This window comes from Streptomyces sp. NPDC091281, from assembly GCF_044757425.1.
Lineage (GTDB): Bacteria > Actinomycetota > Actinomycetes > Streptomycetales > Streptomycetaceae > Streptomyces.
Genome location: NZ_JBIVUY010000006.1, coordinates 207,769 through 223,263, shown reverse-complemented (window position 1 = coordinate 223,263; position 15,495 = coordinate 207,769). Strand labels below are relative to the sequence as shown.

At 71.3% G+C, this 15,495-nt stretch carries 14 protein-coding genes; 2 read left to right on the top strand and 12 right to left on the bottom strand.

What is annotated here, in order from left to right; genetic code table 11:
- Positions 1-83: 83 nt before the first annotated feature.
- The 4 genes from ACIQPQ_RS17870 to ACIQPQ_RS17855 all read right to left on the bottom strand — a co-directional run bounded on the left by ACIQPQ_RS17870 (position 84) and on the right by ACIQPQ_RS17855 (position 4,381).
- Positions 84-455 carry an FKBP-type peptidyl-prolyl cis-trans isomerase gene (locus ACIQPQ_RS17870; RefSeq protein WP_383778133.1) on the bottom strand — a complete coding sequence of 124 codons (372 nt, stop codon included), beginning with the start codon at positions 453-455 and terminating at the stop codon, positions 84-86.
- Positions 456-510: 55 nt separating this feature from the next.
- Positions 511-1,482 (bottom strand): FKBP-type peptidyl-prolyl cis-trans isomerase, encoded by a 972-nt coding sequence (locus ACIQPQ_RS17865; protein ID WP_401304887.1) that lies wholly within the window; start codon positions 1,480-1,482, stop codon positions 511-513.
- Positions 1,483-1,750: 268 nt separating this feature from the next.
- Positions 1,751-3,112, bottom strand: coding sequence for a Pup--protein ligase (gene pafA, locus ACIQPQ_RS17860; RefSeq protein WP_239752952.1), 1,362 nt, complete (start codon positions 3,110-3,112; stop codon positions 1,751-1,753).
- A 9-nt stretch (positions 3,113-3,121) separates the two neighbouring features.
- Positions 3,122-4,381, bottom strand: coding sequence for an MFS transporter (locus tag ACIQPQ_RS17855; RefSeq protein WP_401304885.1), 1,260 nt, complete (start codon positions 4,379-4,381; stop codon positions 3,122-3,124).
- A 127-nt stretch (positions 4,382-4,508) separates the two neighbouring features.
- Between ACIQPQ_RS17855 and ACIQPQ_RS17850 the strand changes: the two genes are divergently transcribed.
- Complete coding sequence (locus tag ACIQPQ_RS17850; RefSeq protein ID WP_401304884.1) at positions 4,509-5,525, top strand: LacI family DNA-binding transcriptional regulator; 1,017 nt, start codon at positions 4,509-4,511, stop codon at positions 5,523-5,525.
- 61 nt (positions 5,526-5,586) lie between these two features.
- Here the strand turns inward: ACIQPQ_RS17850 and prcA are convergent, their stop codons facing one another.
- The 5 genes from prcA to arc form a co-directional block, all read right to left on the bottom strand.
- Positions 5,587-6,324 carry a proteasome subunit alpha gene (prcA, locus tag ACIQPQ_RS17845; protein ID WP_383778141.1) on the bottom strand — a complete coding sequence of 246 codons (738 nt, stop codon included), beginning with the start codon at positions 6,322-6,324 and terminating at the stop codon, positions 5,587-5,589.
- A gap of 62 nt (positions 6,325-6,386) precedes the next feature.
- Positions 6,387-7,232 (bottom strand): proteasome subunit beta, encoded by an 846-nt coding sequence (gene prcB / locus ACIQPQ_RS17840; protein ID WP_401304882.1) that lies wholly within the window; start codon positions 7,230-7,232, stop codon positions 6,387-6,389.
- A 222-nt stretch (positions 7,233-7,454) separates the two neighbouring features.
- Positions 7,455-7,673 (bottom strand): ubiquitin-like protein Pup, encoded by a 219-nt coding sequence (locus ACIQPQ_RS17835; protein ID WP_383778145.1) that lies wholly within the window; start codon positions 7,671-7,673, stop codon positions 7,455-7,457.
- Between the two features lie 188 nt (positions 7,674-7,861).
- Entirely contained in the window at positions 7,862-9,373 is a 1,512-nt protein-coding gene (dop, locus tag ACIQPQ_RS17830; protein WP_401304880.1) for a depupylase/deamidase Dop, read from the bottom strand.
- Positions 9,374-9,626: 253 nt separating this feature from the next.
- Positions 9,627-11,393 carry a proteasome ATPase gene (gene arc / locus ACIQPQ_RS17825; protein WP_401304878.1) on the bottom strand — a complete coding sequence of 589 codons (1,767 nt, stop codon included), beginning with the start codon at positions 11,391-11,393 and terminating at the stop codon, positions 9,627-9,629.
- A 242-nt stretch (positions 11,394-11,635) separates the two neighbouring features.
- Between arc and ACIQPQ_RS17820 the strand changes: the two genes are divergently transcribed.
- A complete protein-coding gene (locus ACIQPQ_RS17820; protein ID WP_401304877.1) occupies positions 11,636-11,941 on the top strand; it encodes a ferredoxin in 306 nt (101 codons plus the stop codon).
- Between the two features lie 58 nt (positions 11,942-11,999).
- Here the strand turns inward: ACIQPQ_RS17820 and ACIQPQ_RS17815 are convergent, their stop codons facing one another.
- From ACIQPQ_RS17815 to ACIQPQ_RS17805, 3 genes are all read right to left on the bottom strand, one after another.
- The gene (locus ACIQPQ_RS17815; protein ID WP_401304876.1) at positions 12,000-12,584 is read right to left on the bottom strand and encodes a hypothetical protein; all 585 of its coding nucleotides are present in this window, start codon (positions 12,582-12,584) and stop codon (positions 12,000-12,002) included.
- Positions 12,585-12,804: 220 nt separating this feature from the next.
- Positions 12,805-13,707, bottom strand: coding sequence for a tRNA (adenine-N1)-methyltransferase (locus tag ACIQPQ_RS17810; RefSeq protein WP_401304874.1), 903 nt, complete (start codon positions 13,705-13,707; stop codon positions 12,805-12,807).
- 62 nt (positions 13,708-13,769) lie between these two features.
- Entirely contained in the window at positions 13,770-15,479 is a 1,710-nt protein-coding gene (locus ACIQPQ_RS17805; RefSeq protein WP_401304872.1) for a site-2 protease family protein, read from the bottom strand.
- Between the last annotated feature and the right edge of the window lie 16 nt (positions 15,480-15,495).

Sequence of the window (15,495 nt, the reverse complement as noted above, 5' to 3'; positions counted from 1 at the left end):
TCACCCGACCGGTCCCGGCCCCGCCGGACGGTCGCGGGCGTCGCCGCACCGGCTCCGGCGACACCCGGCGACACGTGACGGACTCAGACGCCGAGCAGGTCCACGACGAAGATCAGCGTCTCGCCGGGCTTGATGGCCGGGGTCGGGCTCTGGTTGCCGTAGGCGAGGTGGGCCGGGATGGTCAGCTGGCGGCGCCCGCCGACCTTCATGCCCTGCACGCCCTGGTCCCAGCCCTTGATGACCCGGCCGCCGCCCAGCGGGAAGCGGAACGGGGCGCCGCGGTTCCAGCTGGCGTCGAACTCCTCGCCCGTGCTGAAGCTGACCCCGACGTAGTGGACGGTGACGGTCTGGCCCGCCTTCGCCTCCTCGCCGTCGCCCTCCCAGAGGTCCTTGATCTCCAGGTCCGCCGGCGGCTCACCCTCGGGGAAGTCGATCTCGGGCTTGTCGATGCTCACTTCATGACTCCTTGTTACGTGACGTACGTCGGGACCAGTCTCACAGACCGGGGGGTCAGACCGCGCCGAGGATGTCCACCACGAAGACCAGCGTGTTCTTGGACAGCTCGCTGTTGGGGCTGGCGCCGTAGCCCAGCGAGGGCGGGATCACCAGCAGGACGCGGTCGCCGACGTTCTTGCCGACCAGGCCCTTGTCCCAGCCCTGCACCACGGCGCCGGTGCCGATCTGGAAGGCGGTGGCGCCGCCGTGGTCCCAGGACGAGTCGAACTTCTTGCCGTCCTCCCACTTGACGCCGGTGTACTGGGCGATGAGGCCCTGCCCGGCCTCGACCTTCTTGCCGGTGCCCTTGACGAGCACCTGCTCCTCCAGCTCCTTGGGCGCCTTCTCCCCCTTGGGGACGGTGATGACGGCGGCCTTCTGGGACGGCTCGTCGACCTTGGGCAGCCCGGCCTCGGAGGCGGCCTGCTCGCCCTTGACGGTGGCCTTGGCGTCCACGGCGGTGGCGGCGACCGGGTCGACCACCCAGACCAGGACGTCCTTGGCGGCGATCCCGCCGGAGGTGTTGAGGTTCGGGCCGATCAGGTCGCCCGCGGTGCCCTGCACCAGGACCCGGCTGCCGGGCTTCTTGCCCTTGACCGCGTCGAGGACCTTCTCGGGGAGCTGCTGGCTCGGCTTGCCGATCTGCTCGACCGACTGCTGGCGGGCCGCGGTGGCGCCCGCCGGGGCGGCCCAGGTGCCGCCGAGTTCCTGCTTGTCGCCCCACTTCTGGACCGTCCAGTCCAGGCGGACGAAGTCCGACGCCTTGATCGGGGTGCCGCTGCCCGCCGAGACCGTCTTGACCACGGTCTTCTCGGACGGGTCGCCGTCCTCGGCGATCGTGGGCTTGGCCCCGGCCTTCCCCGTGACCTCGGCGACGCCGCCCGCCGTGTCGCCGTTCTTGTCGTCGTCCGATCCGCACGCGGCGGTGAACAACAGGGCGGGAACGGCCAGCAGGGCGGCCACGTGGCGTTTCGTGTTGTAGTTCATCAGTCCAACTGGGATCGGGGGTGGGGGGCAATGGCCGCCACTCTACGACGTACGCGCGCGCCGCACCGGTCTCCTCACGACACGCCGACCGCACCCGCCCCGGCCCCGCCCGGAGCCACCCGGACCCGTCCCCGGCGCCGCGCTCGGCCCGTACGCGGACCGACGGACGCGGACCGACGGACGCGGACGCGCCGGTGCCCGGAGGCGCGTACGCCTCCGGGCACCGGCGAACCCGTACGACCGGCCGGGCGGCCCGGCCGGAGGGCGCTCACATCCCGGCGATCAGCTTCTCCACCCGGTCGTCCACGGACCGGAACGGGTCCTTGCACAGCACGGTCCGCTGCGCCTGGTCGTTGAGCTTCAGGTGGACCCAGTCGACCGTGAAGTCGCGGCGCTGTTCCTGCGCGCGGCGGATGAAGTCGCCGCGCAGCCGGGCCCGCGTGGTCTGCGGCGGCACCGACTTGCCCTCGAAGATCTTGAGGTCGTTGCAGATCCGGGCGGCCTGGCCCTTGCGCTCCAGCAGGTAGTAGAGGCCACGACGGCGGTGGATGTCGTGGTAGGCGAGGTCTATCTGCGCCACACGCGGATGAGACATCGTCATGTTGTGCTTGGCCCGGTAGCGCTCGATCAGCTGGTACTTCATCACCCAGTCGATCTCGGTGCCGATCCGGTCGAGGTCCTCGGCCTCGATCGCGTCCAGGGTGCGGCCCCACAGCTCCAGGACCTGCTCGACCGTGCCGGTGCGGATGCCCCGGCGCTCGACGAAGTCGACGGCCTTCTCGTAGTACTCGCGCTGGACCTCCAGGGCGGAGGCCTCGCGGCCGCTGGCGAGGCGGACCTTGCGGCGGCCGGTGATGTCGTGGCTGACCTCACGGATGGCCCGGATCGGGTTCTCCAGGGTGAGGTCGCGCATCACGGTGCCCGCCTCGATCATGCGCAGCACCAGGTCGGTGGCGCCGACCTTCAGCAGCATGGTCGTCTCGGACATGTTGGAGTCGCCCACGATGACGTGCAGCCGGCGGTAGCGCTCGGCGTCGGCGTGGGGTTCGTCGCGGGTGTTGATGATGGGCCGCGAGCGGGTGGTCGCCGAGGAGACGCCCTCCCAGATGTGCTCGGCCCGCTGGCTGACGCAGTAGACGGCCCCGCGGGGCGTCTGGAGGACCTTTCCGGCGCCGCACAGCAGCTGGCGGGTCACCAGGAAGGGAATGAGGATGTCCGCGAGGCGGGAGAACTCCCCGTGCCGCGCCACCAGGTAGTTCTCGTGGCAGCCGTAGGAGTTGCCCGCCGAGTCGGTGTTGTTCTTGAAGAGGTAGACGTCGCCCGCGATTCCTTCCTCGTGCAGGCGTCGTTCCGCGTCCACCAGGAGTCCTTCGAGAATGCGCTCGCCGGCCTTGTCGTGGGTGACCAGTTCGGTCACGTTGTCACATTCGGGTGTCGCGTATTCCGGATGCGATCCCACGTCGAGATAGAGGCGGGCGCCGTTCCGCAGAAAGACATTGCTGCTTCGGCCCCATGACACGACACGGCGGAAGAGGTACCGCGCCACCTCGTCAGGCGACAGGCGGCGCTGTCCCCTGAACGTGCACGTGACGCCGTACTCGTTCTCCAGCCCGAAAATGCGGCGGTCCATGACTGAACATTACGCCCGATCCCCTGAACTGAAACGGGGTTCGGCAGCACGGTTTGGATCATTTTCCGATGAAGCCGCAACGACCTCGCTCTCCGCCGGAGCTGCGAGGACCCGTCCCGTGGCGAGCAGGACGAGCAGGGCCGCGGCGCCGCCCGCGACCGGAAGGGTGAAGCCCCACTGGGCGCCGCCGGCCTCGACGACCGGGCCCGCGAGGCCCGTTCCGACCGACGCTCCGACGGTGAACGTGGTCACCAGCCAGGAGAACGCCTCGGTGACGGTGCCGCGCGGGGCGTGCCGGTCGATGATGACGAAGGCGCAGGCGAGGGCGGGCGCGAGGAACACGCCCGCGAGGGCGCTGAGGGCCACCATGGCGACCGCGCCGGGCATGAGGAGCAGGGGCAGGTAACACACCGCCAGGAAGGCCACCAGGACCCGCAGTCGGCGTTCCGGGGCTCCGGCCCACTGCCGGGCGCCGTAGACGAGGCCGCCGACGAGGGCGCCGAGGCCGAGGGCGGCCATCAGCCAGCCGTAGACGGCGTCGCCGCCGTGGTCGTCGGCGTACGGCACGGAGGCGACCGTGATGGAGCCGAGGGCGATGCCGACGCAGAGGAAGGCGGCGAGCAGCACCAGCAGGCCGGGTGAGCGCAGGGCGCCCAGCCAGTGGGCCTCGCGCGGGGCGGAGCGCCACGCGCGCGAGGGCGGCGACACGACCACGGAGAGCGCGCCGAGCACGCCGACGGCGTTCAGGACGAGCAGCGCCGCCTGTTCGGACCACAGGGACACCGAGACGGTCACCAGCAGGGGGCCGACGGTGAACATGACCTCCTGGGCGATCGCGTCCATGGCGTACGCGGTGTGCACCTGGTCCTCGCGGCGCAGGACGCCCGGCCACAGCGCGCGCAGGCCGCCCTCCAGCGGCGGGGTGAAGAGCCCGGCGGCGGCCACGGCCGCGCAGGCGAGCGGCAGCGGATCGGTGCCGGAGAGGGCGAAGAGGGTCATCGCCAGGGCGGAGGCGAGGGCTGCGGGAAGCTGCACGCGGGGCTGGCCGTGCAGGTCGACGAGGCGGCCGAGGAGGGGCTGGCCGACGGCGTTGGCGATGCCGTAGACGGCCGCGAGGGCGCCCGCGAGGCTGTAGGAGCCGCCCTGGGCGCGCACGAACAGGACGATCGCAATGGGGGCGGTGGCGTTGGGCAGCCGCCCCACGAGCGTGCCGGTGAGCAGCCGGGCGGCGTGCTTCGCCCTGAGGATCTCCAGGTATCCCGCGGCCATGGTCCTGCCTCCGTCGGCCCGCCCGAGTCGGTGCCCCCACCCAGGTTTTACGTATAACTTCGGTTGTCATACGTACCATGTGCGCTGTTCGCGAGTCCAGACGTCCCGACGAAGGAGCAGGCGCACCGTGGCACGAGGTAGCACGCGCCCGACGAGCCGCGACGTGGCGCAGGCCGCCGGGGTGTCCCAGGCGGCCGTCTCCCTGGTCCTCGGGGACAAGTGGCGGGGCCGGGTCTCCGAGGCCACCGCCGAGCGCGTGCGGGAGGCCGCCCGGGACCTGGGCTACCGGCCCAACCTGGCCGCCCGCAACCTGCGCCTGGGCCGCACGCGGACGGTGCTGCTGGTGGTCCCGGCGCTGACCACGGAGTTCTTCGCCGGGGTCTACACGGGCGCCGCGCGCGTGGCCGCCGCGCACGGTTTCGGCGTGGTGCTGTACCCCTCCCCCGAGGGCGTCGGCCCGGCCCGTGACCCGTTCGCCTCCGCCCAGGCGGCGCTGGACGGCGTCCTCGCCTCGTCGATGGCCGCCGACGCGCTCACCGCGATCCGCGGCGACCAGCTGCCCCTGGTGATGCTGGACAGCGACCCGGAGGGCAGTCTCGGCGCCGCCACGGTCAATCTGGACATCACCGACGGCATGCGCCAGATCGCCGACCACCTGCTGTCGCTCGGGCACCGGTCGTTCCTGCATCTGGCGGCGGACGTGCCGTCCTGGACGTTCGAGGTGCGCGCGCGGGAGCTGGCCGCGCGGGTGGGCGCGGTGCCGGGCGCCTCGCTGCGGACGGCCCGCGCGCCCATCTCGATCGACGGCGCGGTGGCCGCCGCCGAGGCCGCGCTGTCCGCCCCGGGCCCCCGCCCGACCGCCCTGGTCTGCGACGACGACAAACTGGCCGCGGGCGCCTGCAAGGCCGTACGGCGGCTGGGTCTGCGGGTGCCGGACGACGTGTCGGTGACCGGGCTGGACGACCTCGCCCTCGCCACCGCCCTCGACCCGGAGCTGACGACGGTCCGGCTGGACGCGGAGCTGTTCGGCGAGCGGGGCATGCGGGCCCTGCTGGCCGTCCTGGAGGGCCGGACGCCCGAGGCCGGGGACATCCCCGTCGAACTGGTCGTGCGGGCCTCCACGGCCCCGCCCAGCGCCTCCTGAACCACCTGTGCCCCGGCCGTGAGGTCGGCCGGGGCACAGCAGGGCGGTGGGACGGGAGGGTCTACTCCTCCTCGGCGCTCTCGGCCTCGGTGGTCGCGCCACCGGCCTCCAGCAGCCGGGCGAGCTGCCGCCCGACGATCCGCTTGAACTTGCGCTGCTGCGGCCGGGTCCGGTCCAGCACCGCCACCTCCAGCCGCTCGGCGGGGATCTCCCGCTCCGTGCCGTTGGTGTCCCGCGAGAGCGCCTGCACGGCCAGCTCGAGCGCCTCGGCGAGGCTCATGCCGTCCTGGTGGCGCTGGTCGAGGTAGCCGCTGATCTGCTCGGCGTTGCCGCCGACCGCGACCGAGCCGTGCTCGTCGACGATCGACCCGTCGTGCGGCAGCCGGTAGATCTGGTCGCCGTCGGGCGTCTCGCCGACCTCGGCCACCACCAGCTCGACCTCGTACGGCTTCTCGCCCGCCGAGGAGAAGATCGTGCCGAGGGTCTGGGCGTAGACGTTGGCGAGACCGCGGGCGGTCACGTCGTCCCGGTCGTAGGTGTAACCCCGCAGGTCGGCGTAGCGGACGCCGCCGATGCGGAGGTTCTCGTACTCGTTGTACTTGCCGGCGGCGGCGAAGCCGATCCGGTCGTAGATCTCGCTGAACTTGTGCAGCGCGCGGGACGGGTTCTCGCCGACGAAGACGATGCCGTCGGCGTACTGCAGCACGACCAGGCTGCGGCCACGGGCGATGCCCTTGCGCGCGTACTCCGCGCGGTCGGCCATCGCCTGCTGGGGTGAGACATAGAACGGCGTCGACACCGGTTATCCGTCCCTTTCTGTGGAAGTCACTGGATCACCTGGCAGAGGAGCGGGTGCGCCCGTCAGAGCAGGGCGGCGCGGGGGCCGTCCGGCTCCTCCAGGCGGCGCGCCAGCACCGCGCGGGCGATCTCGGAGGACTCGTCGTCGGTGAGCCGGCGGAAGCCGTCCTCGGTGATCACGGTGACGATGGGGTAGATCCGGCGGGCGACGTCGGGACCACCGGTCGCCGAGTCGTCGTCGGCCGCGTCGTAGAGGGACTGGACCACCAGCGTGGTGGCCTGCTCCTCGGTGAGGTCGTCGCGGTAGAGCTTCTTCATCGCGCCGCGCGCGAAGATCGAGCCCGAGCCGGTCGCCGCGAAGTTCTTCTCCTCGGAACGGCCGCCGGTCACGTCGTAGGAGAAGATCCGGCCGCGGTCGCGGTCGACGTCGAACCCGGCGAACAGCGGGACGACCGCCAGCCCCTGCATGGCCATGCCGAGGTTGGAGCGGATCATGGTCGACAGGCGGTTGGCCTTGCCCTCCAGGGAGAGCTGGGCGCCCTCGACCTTCTCGAAGTGCTCCAGCTCCAGCTGGAAGAGCTTGACCATCTCGACGGCGAGACCGGCGGTGCCGGCGATGCCGACGGCCGAGTACTCGTCGGCCGGGAAGACCTTCTCGATGTCGCGCTGCGCGATGACGTTGCCCATGGTGGCGCGGCGGTCACCGGCGAGCACGACGCCGCCGGGGAAGGTCACGGCCACGATGGTCGTCCCGTGCGGCGCCTCGAGGACGCCCTGGGTGGGCGGCAGCTGCCGCTTGCCGGGCAGCAGCTCCGGCTGGTGGTCGGTGAGGAAGTCCATGAACGAGGAGGAACCAGGCGTCAGGAAGGCCGCTGGTAGACGCCCGACGCCAAGAGAGTTGGCTGCCACGAGTTTCCTTCCGGATAGGCCGAATTCACAGGTGGAACGTTGATGTGTCAGGGACCCTACCCGGCTCACGGCGGTGATCCACATGTCCTGCGGAAGCCGTTGTGCGCAGCGCGTGGCGCCCGGTCGGGAGCACGGGTACCGGGGGTCGGCGCCGGGTGGCGCGCCCACCGGTCGCCCGTGCTCCCGCACGCTCGATCCGTGCGGTCAGCGGGCCGAGGCGGCCTACTGCCCGCCCTTCTGCACGAAGGACCGCACGAAGTCCTCGGCGTTCTCCTCCAGGACGTCGTCGATCTCGTCCAGGACGGAGTCCACGTCGTCGCTCAGCTTCTCCTGGCGCTCCTTGAGGTCCTCGGAGCCCTGCGCCTCCGCGGTCTGCTCCTCGGTCTCCTCGGTGGAGCGCGTCGCCTTCTGCTGGCCGCCGCCGGTGTCCTTGGTCGCCATAACCCTCACCCCGCTCAGTTCGCCCGACATGGTCGACAGGTCGGCATCCTGCCGATCGGTGATGATCAGACCCTACAAGCCGGGTCCGACATCGGCCCCGCAGTTGTTCCAACGTGCGGGGGCCACCTCGATGATTCCCGTACGGCGGGATTTCCACCCTGCTCCGCGGGGTGGCGCCGTGCGTCCGCTCAGCCGCCCGACAGGACCCTGACCAGGTCTTCCGCCGTACGACAGCGGTCGAGTAGCGCCTTGACGTGATTTCGCGTTCCGCGAAGCGGTTCGAGGGTTGGAACGCGCTGGAGGCTGTCCCGGCCCGGCAGGTCGAAGATCACCGAGTCCCAGGAGGCCGCGGCGACGTCGTCGGCGTACTGCTCCAGGCAGCGGCCGCGGAAGTAGGCGCGGGTGTCCTCCGGGGGCTTGCCCACGGCCCGCTCGACCTCCGCCTCGTCCAGCAGCCGCTTCATCCGCCCGCGGGCCACCAGACGGTTGTAGAGGCCCTTCTCGGGCCGTACGTCGGCGTACTGGAGGTCGACCAGGTGCAGCCGGGCGGCGTCCCAGTCGAGGCCGTCGCGGCGCCGGTAGCCCTCCATCAGCTCCCGCTTGGCGACCCAGTCCAGCTCACCGGCCAGGCTCATCGGGTCGTTCTCCAGGCGGGTGAGGGTGTCCTCCCAGCGCAGCAGGACGTCCGTGGTCTGTTCGTCGGCGTCGGCGCCGTACCGCTCCTCGACGTACTTGCGGGCCAGCTCGAAGTACTCCATCTGGAGCTGCACCGCGGTCAGCGTCCGGCCGCTGCGCAGCGTGACCAGGCGGCGCAGGGTCGGGTCGTGGGAGACCTGGTGCAGGGTGCGGACGGGCTGGTCCACGGCGAGGTCCACGGCGATGAAGCCGTCCTCGATCATGGACAGGACCAGCGCGGTCGTGCCCAGCTTGAGGTAGGTCGAGATCTCCGAGAGGTTGGCGTCGCCGATGATGACGTGCAGGCGGCGGTACTTCTCGGCGTCGGAGTGCGGCTCGTCGCGGGTGTTGATGATCGGGCGCTTGAGGGTGGTCTCCAGCCCGACCTCGACCTCGAAGTAGTCCGCGCGCTGGCTGAGCTGGAAGCCGTGCTCGTGGCCGTCCTGGCCGATGCCGACGCGGCCCGCCCCGGCGAAGACCTGGCGCGAGACGAAGAAGGGCGTCAGGTGGCGCACGATGTCCGAGAAGGCGGTCTCCCGCCGCATCAGGTAGTTCTCGTGCGTGCCGTAGGAGGCGCCCTTGTTGTCGGTGTTGTTCTTGTAGAGGTGGATGGGCTGCGCGCCGGGCAGCGCGGCGGCCCGCTCCGCCGCCTCGGCCATGATCCGCTCGCCCGCCTTGTCCCACAGGACGGCGTCGCGCGGGTTGGTGATCTCCGGCGAGCTGTACTCGGGGTGGGCGTGGTCGACGTAGAGCCGGGCGCCGTTGGTGAGGATCACGTTGGCGAGGCCGATGTCCTCGTCGGTGAGCTGGCTGGAGTCGGCGGCCTCCCGGGCGAGGTCGAAGCCTCGCGCGTCCCGCAGCGGGTTCTCCTCCTCGAAGTCCCAGCGGGCCCGGCGGGCCCGGTGCATCGCCGCCGCGTAGGCGTTGACGATCTGGGACGAGGTGAGCATGGCATTGGCGTTGGGATGGCCGGGGACGGAGATCCCGTACTCCGTCTCGATACCCATTACTCGCCGTACGGTCATGCGGCCCTCCTTGCCCGGCGGCACCCTCGGTCGTGGATGCCGCTCAAGTACCGCGGGTGCTCCGGTGCGTGTGCGGTGCCCGTGCCCGCACTGCGCCCGGCGGTACGGAAGAGCCTAGAACGCCTCTGCACCGGTGGGGAGATCATTTGCGTCATTGCCTTGCCGCCTTGTTCCGGCCCTTGTCCCCGCGTCTGCCCGTAAAAAGCAGTCGGCTGCGGGTACCCGCGAAAGGGGACCCGCAGCCGCCCGTTTTTTACAGGTACTGTCCGGTGTTCGCCACCGTGTCGATGGAGCGACCGGTGTCGGAACCCTGCTTTCCGGTGATCAGGGTGCGGATGTACACGATCCGCTCGCCCTTCTTTCCGGAGATGCGGGCCCAGTCGTCCGGGTTGGTGGTGTTCGGCAGGTCCTCGTTCTCCTTGAACTCGTCCACGCAGGCCTGGAGGAGATGGGAGACGCGGAGACCCTTCTGGTTCTTCTCCAGGAAGTCCTTGATCGCCATTTTCTTGGCGCGGCCCACGATGTTCTCGATCATGGCGCCGGAGTTGAAGTCCTTGAAGTAAAGGACTTCCTTGTCGCCGTTGGCGTAGGTGACTTCCAGGAAGCGGTTCTCCTCGGATTCGGCGTACATGTGTTCCACGGCCGTCTGGATCATGCTCTGGACGGTGGTGGTCCGGTCGCCGCCGTGCTCGCCGAGGTCGTCGCCGTGCAGCGGAAGGCGCTCGGTGAGGTACTTGCCGAAGATGTCGGTCGCGGCCTCGGCGTCGGGACGCTCGATCTTGATCTTCACGTCCAGGCGGCCGGGGCGCAGGATGGCCGGGTCGATCATGTCCTCACGGTTGGAGGCACCGATCACGACCACGTTTTGAAGGCCCTCGACACCGTCGATCTCGGCGAGCAGCTGCGGGACGATCGTGTTCTCGACGTCCGAGCTGACACCCGAGCCGCGGGTGCGGAAGAGGGACTCCATCTCGTCGAAGAAGACGATGACGGGCGTGCCCTCGCTGGCCTTCTCCCGGGCCCGCTGGAAGACCAGGCGGATCTGCCGCTCGGTCTCGCCGACGTACTTGTTCAGCAGCTCGGGGCCCTTGATGTTGAGGAAGAAGCTCTTGCCGGCGGCCTGGCCGGTGACCTCGGCGACCTTCTTGGCCAGCGAGTTGGCGACGGCCTTGGCGATGAGCGTCTTCCCGCATCCGGGGGGCCCGTACAGCAGGACGCCCTTGGGCGGCCGCAGTTCGTGCTCCTTGAACAGGTCCGGGTAGAGGTAGGGCAGCTCGACCGCGTCGCGGATGGCCTCGATCTGGCCGCCGAGACCGCCGATCTGCTCGTACCCGATGTCGGGGACCTCTTCGAGGACCAGCTCCTCGACCTCGCTCTTGGGAACGATCTCGTAGACATAGCCGGAGCGGGGTTCGAGCAGCAGGGCGTCGCCGGGGCGGATGGTGACGCCCAGCAGCGGCTCGGCGAGCCGCACCACCCGTTCCTCGTCGGTGTGCCCGAGCACCAGGGCGCGCTCGCCGTCCTCCAGGATCTCCTTGAGGGTGACGATGTCGCCGACGCGCTCGAACTCCATGGCCTCGACCACGTTCAGCGCTTCGTTGAGCATCAGTTCCTGGCCGCGCCGCAGCTCTTCGAGCGCGACGCCGGGGCTGACGTTGACGCGGAGCTTGCGGCCGCCGGTGAAGATGTCGGCGGTGCCGTCCTCGTTGGCCTGCAGGAAGACTCCGAAGCCGGCCGGGGGCTGGGCGAGCCGGTCGACCTCCTCCTTGAGGGCCACGATCTGGTCGCGGGCCTCACGGAGCGTGTTCGCAAGCCGCTCGTTCTGGGCGGACACCCCGGCCAGGTTGGTCTGCAACTCGACGATCCGCTCTTCGAGGATCCTCGAGTGCCGCGGAGAGTCGGCGAGCTTACGTCGCAGGACGGCGATCTCCTGCTCAAGGTAGGCAACCTGCCCGGCGGGGTCTTCGGACCCTCGTCCCGGGCGGATGCCGCGGTTCATGTCGTCGTCGTGGGCTGCCACGGTCCTCACCTCCTCCAAGGGGAGCTGGACGCTTCCAGACCCTACCTGGGTGGGTGTCGATTGAAACCCCTAGATCAAAAGACTCTCGGGGTGTGTCCGATCTTCACCCTTGCGTTTCCCCTCACGCCAGGGGAATACCCACCGAACATGATTGGGAAGCTGCCGAAGGTAGGGTCGAACTGTTCAACACCCGTCCGGGTCCGCATCGTTCCCGGGCGGCCCGGTGAGATTCGGCAGGAGACATGAGCGTGCAGCAGGAGGCCGCGGTCGAGGGAGAGGCGCTGGAGGTCTGGATCGACCAGGATCTCTGTACCGGCGACGGCATCTGCGCGCAGTACGCGCCGGAGGTGTTCGAGCTGGACATCGACGGCCTGGCCTACGTCAAGAGCGCCGGGGACGAGCTGCTCCAGGACAAGGGGGCGACCACCCCGGTCCCGCTGCCGCTGCTGACGGACGTGGTGGACTCGGCGCGCGAGTGTCCGGGCGACTGCATCCACGTACGGCGGGTTTCGGACAGGGTCGAGGTGTACGGGCCGGACGCGGAGTGATCCGTGCGCCACGTTCCGTGGCCGCTGTCTGCTTTCTCACAGCGGTGGACGACGGGGGTCAGACGTCGTGGGAGCCGGCCGGTGTCGAGCGGATGAACCGGTCGTCCTTCCACTGCCAGCGGGCCGCGTCCTTGACGTCCGGGCAGCAACTGGGCACGTCGGCCGAGGAGTAGCCGAGGTAGTCGGCGTGCACGGTGCCGTCGGCCGCGACGGAGAGCGCGGTGACGGTGAGGCGGTCCTTGGGGGCGACGAGGGTGGCCACCACGCGCGGGGCGCTCGCCCCGGCGGCCCGGGTCAGGACGTAGACCCCGTCGGGCGGGGTGCCCATGGGGGCGTCGCAGTGGACGGCGGCGACGGTTTCCGGCCTGCCGTCGCCGTCGAGGTCGCCGGAGGCCTGCCGCATGACGAGGGCCTTGACGGGTCCGCACTCCAGCGGCCAGTCGACGCCCTCGGTGGAGGGGGCGGCGGAGGTGGTGGCGGGGGCGGGCTTGGGGCCCGGGGCGCTCGCCTGGGCGGCCGTCGCGGGGTCCGGTTGCAGCACCGAGGAGAACGCCACGACACCGGCCAGGGCGGTGGCGGTCGCGACCCAGTGGATGGGGCGCGTGTGGGTGTGTGCCAGTTCCGGGACGGCGGATTGCTGCACGAGGAGCGTCTCCTGTGAGGGCTGTGCCGGTGGGGGTGGGTGGCCTGCATCGTGCCACACGTCACAGGGCGGGGGAACAGGGGGGTGACCGATCCGCCGGGCGGGCTCCGGGCGGGCAACACGATGGCGCCGTGGCGCAGTTCCCAGGGGTGCTGGGGGAACTGCGCCACGGCGCCGGTGCGTTGTGCGGGTGGGTGCGATGCCGAGGGCCGGGCCTGGGTCAGCGGCCGGAGGCGCCGTCGGCGTTGGGGCCGGCGTAGTCCTCGCCGTAGGCGCCCTTGGCGGGGCGGCGGCGGCGCATGGGCGGCTCGACGCCGTCGGCGAGGCGGCGGGCGGTGAGGAGGAAGCCGGTGTGGCCGATCATCCGGTGGTCCGGGCGGACGGCGAGGCCCTCGATGTGCCAGTTGCGGATCATGGACTCCCAGGCGGTCGGCTCGTTGAAGCAGCCGATCTCCCGGATGGACTCCACGGTCCGGGCGAGTTGGGTGGTGGTCGCCACGTAGCAGCAGAGGATGCCGCCGGGGACGAGGGCCTTGGAGACGGCCTCCAGGCACTCCCAGGGGGCCAGCATGTCCAGGATGACGCGGTCCACGTCCCCGTCGGACAGGTTGTCCTGGAGGTCGCCGACGGTCAGCCGCCAGGCCGGGTGCGGGCCGCCGAAGTAGCGCTCGACGTTCTGCTGCGCGATCTCGGCGAAGTCCTCGCGGCGCTCGTAGCTGTGCAGCATGCCCTGGTCGCCGATGGCGCGCAGCAGGAAGCTGCTGAGCGAGCCGGAGCCGACGCCCGCCTCGACGACGCGCGCGCCGGGGAAGATGTCGGCGAAGGCGAGGATCTGCCCCGCGTCCTTGGGGTAGACCACGGCGGCGCCGCGGGGCATGGACAGGACGTAGTCGGGGAGCAGGGGGCGCAGCGCGAGGTAGGCGACGTTGCCGGTGGTGCGGACCACGCTGCCCTCGGGAGCGCCGATCAGTTCGTCGTGCGGGAAGGAACCCTTGTGGGTGTGGAAGTTCTTCCCGGCCTCGAGCGTGAACGTGTAGTGGCGGCCCTTGGGGTCGGTCAGCTGAACCTGGTCCCCGACCTTGAAGGGCCCGCGCCTGCGGGCGGCACCGGTCGGTTCGGACATGTGAACAGCCTACCGGGGTTTACGGGGGCCGCCGACCACCCGGACGGCCGTGCGGGCGGGGTCTACGAGGGGCGGGCCATGGCCTTCACGAAGGCGCGTTCCACGTCGGCCGCGGACAGGACGCCGTAGATCTCGCCGGTCTCCTCGACGACCAGGTACTCGGTGGCGGGGGCGGCGCGCAGGGCGTCGAGAAGGTCCTCGCCCGCCAGTTCGGCGGAGACGCGCATGCCGTCGGTGAGGTCGGCGGCGAGGCCGCTGACCGCGACCCAGGGGCGGCGGTGCTCGGGGACGCCGACGATGGCGGCCTCGCGGACCAGGGAGACGGGTTCGCCGTGGGCGTCGACGACGACCAGCGCGCGGGCCCCGGCGTCGTTGGCGCGGCGCAGGGCCTCGGAGAGCGGGGTGTGGGTCTCCACGGGGACGGCGCGGCGGGTGAGGTTGCGGGCGCGCAGTTCGGGGAGGTGCTCGCGCAGCCGGGCCATGCGCAGGCTGTTGCCCGCCCCGGTCCAGATGATCGCGGCGAGGATCGCGGCGAGCAGGGCGTCGAGGACGGTGTCCATGCCGACGCTGTCCTCGGCGTTCGAGCCGAGCGCGCCGGACTGGGTGAGCAGCGGCAGGCCGATCAGGACGGAGACGGCGAGCGCGCGTCCGACCCAGGCGGCGGCGACGGTGCCGGTCATGGGGCGGCCGGTGAGCTTCCAGACGACGGCGCGCAGCATCCGGCCGCCGTCGAGCGGGAGTCCGGGCAGGAGGTTGAACGCGGCCACGATGAGGTTGGAGATCATCAGACCGGCCAGCAGGACGCCGGGGACCGTGCCGGGCTCGACGGTCAGCATCGCGAGGTAGAAGAGGCCCGCCAGGACGAGCGAGAGCAGCGGGCCGACGAAGGCCAGCACGAACTCGCGGCCGGGGGTCTCGGCCTCCTTCTCGATCTCGGAGACGCCGCCGAAGAACTGGAGCTGGATACGGCGCACCGGGAGCTTGAAGCGGAGCGCGGCGATGGTGTGCGCCAGTTCGTGGACGAGGACGGAGGCGTAGAAGGCGACCGCGAAGAAGAGGGAGACGAGGTAGCGGGCGCCGCCCAGCTCGGGCAGGACGCGGTCGAGCTGTCCGCCGAACACCCAGGTGATCAGGGCGGCGACCAGGAACCAGCTGGGTGCGACGTAGACGGGTACGCCGAAGGGGCGGCCCATGAGGAGGCCGCCGCGGGGCTCCGGCGGGCGCGGGGGGCGGCCCTTGCCGCGGGTGCCCGGGGTGCCTCGGGTGTCCGGTGCGCCCGGTGTGTCGGCCGTGGGGGTGCCCAGGGGCGGGGTGGCGGCCGGGTCTGCGTCACCGCGGGCGGGGGCAGGAGCGGTCGGGGTGTGGGCGTGGGGGCGGTCGGGGTGGAGGTCGTGGGGGGCCGTGGGGTGCTCGGCGGGTTCGGGGGCCTTCGGCTCGTCGGATGCTTCGGGGGCCGTCGGCTTCGCCGGGGGCTCGGGAGCATGCGCGGGCTCGGGAGCCTGCGGGGGCTCGGGGGCCTGCGGGGGTTCCGGGGTGTCCGTCCTGCCCTGCGGCTCGCGCGGCTCCTCCCGTTCCTCCGGTTCCCGCGCGTTCCGCGGGTCCCCTGTGGTCCGGGGCTCCCCCGGCTGCGGTGCGTCACCGTCCGGGGGTGTGGTGTCGGTCCGCGGCGCGGGCTCCCGGGGTTCCGCCGGGGCGGACGCAGGGGTCGGCCGGAGGTCGGTCGCCTCTTCGCTGTCCGGCCGCGGCCGCCCGCTCCCGCCGCTTTCCACCACGGTGTCCCCTCGTTCG

Bases quoted from the DNA above. Each gene is read 5' to 3' on its own strand.
- pafA (WP_239752952.1), bottom strand. From the start codon at position 3,112: ATGGACCGCCGCATTTTCGGGCTGGAGAACGAGTACGGCGTCACGTGC.
- ACIQPQ_RS17810 (WP_401304874.1), bottom strand. From the start codon at position 13,707: ATGTCCGAACCGACCGGTGCCGCCCGCAGGCGCGGGCCCTTCAAGGTC.
- ACIQPQ_RS17855 (WP_401304885.1), bottom strand. From the start codon at position 4,381: ATGGCCGCGGGATACCTGGAGATCCTCAGGGCGAAGCACGCCGCCCGG.
- dop (WP_401304880.1), bottom strand. From the start codon at position 9,373: ATGACCGTACGGCGAGTAATGGGTATCGAGACGGAGTACGGGATCTCC.
- ACIQPQ_RS17865 (WP_401304887.1), bottom strand. From the start codon at position 1,482: ATGAACTACAACACGAAACGCCACGTGGCCGCCCTGCTGGCCGTTCCC.
- ACIQPQ_RS17820 (WP_401304877.1), top strand. From the start codon at position 11,636: ATGAGCGTGCAGCAGGAGGCCGCGGTCGAGGGAGAGGCGCTGGAGGTC.
- ACIQPQ_RS17835 (WP_383778145.1), bottom strand. From the start codon at position 7,673: ATGGCGACCAAGGACACCGGCGGCGGCCAGCAGAAGGCGACGCGCTCC.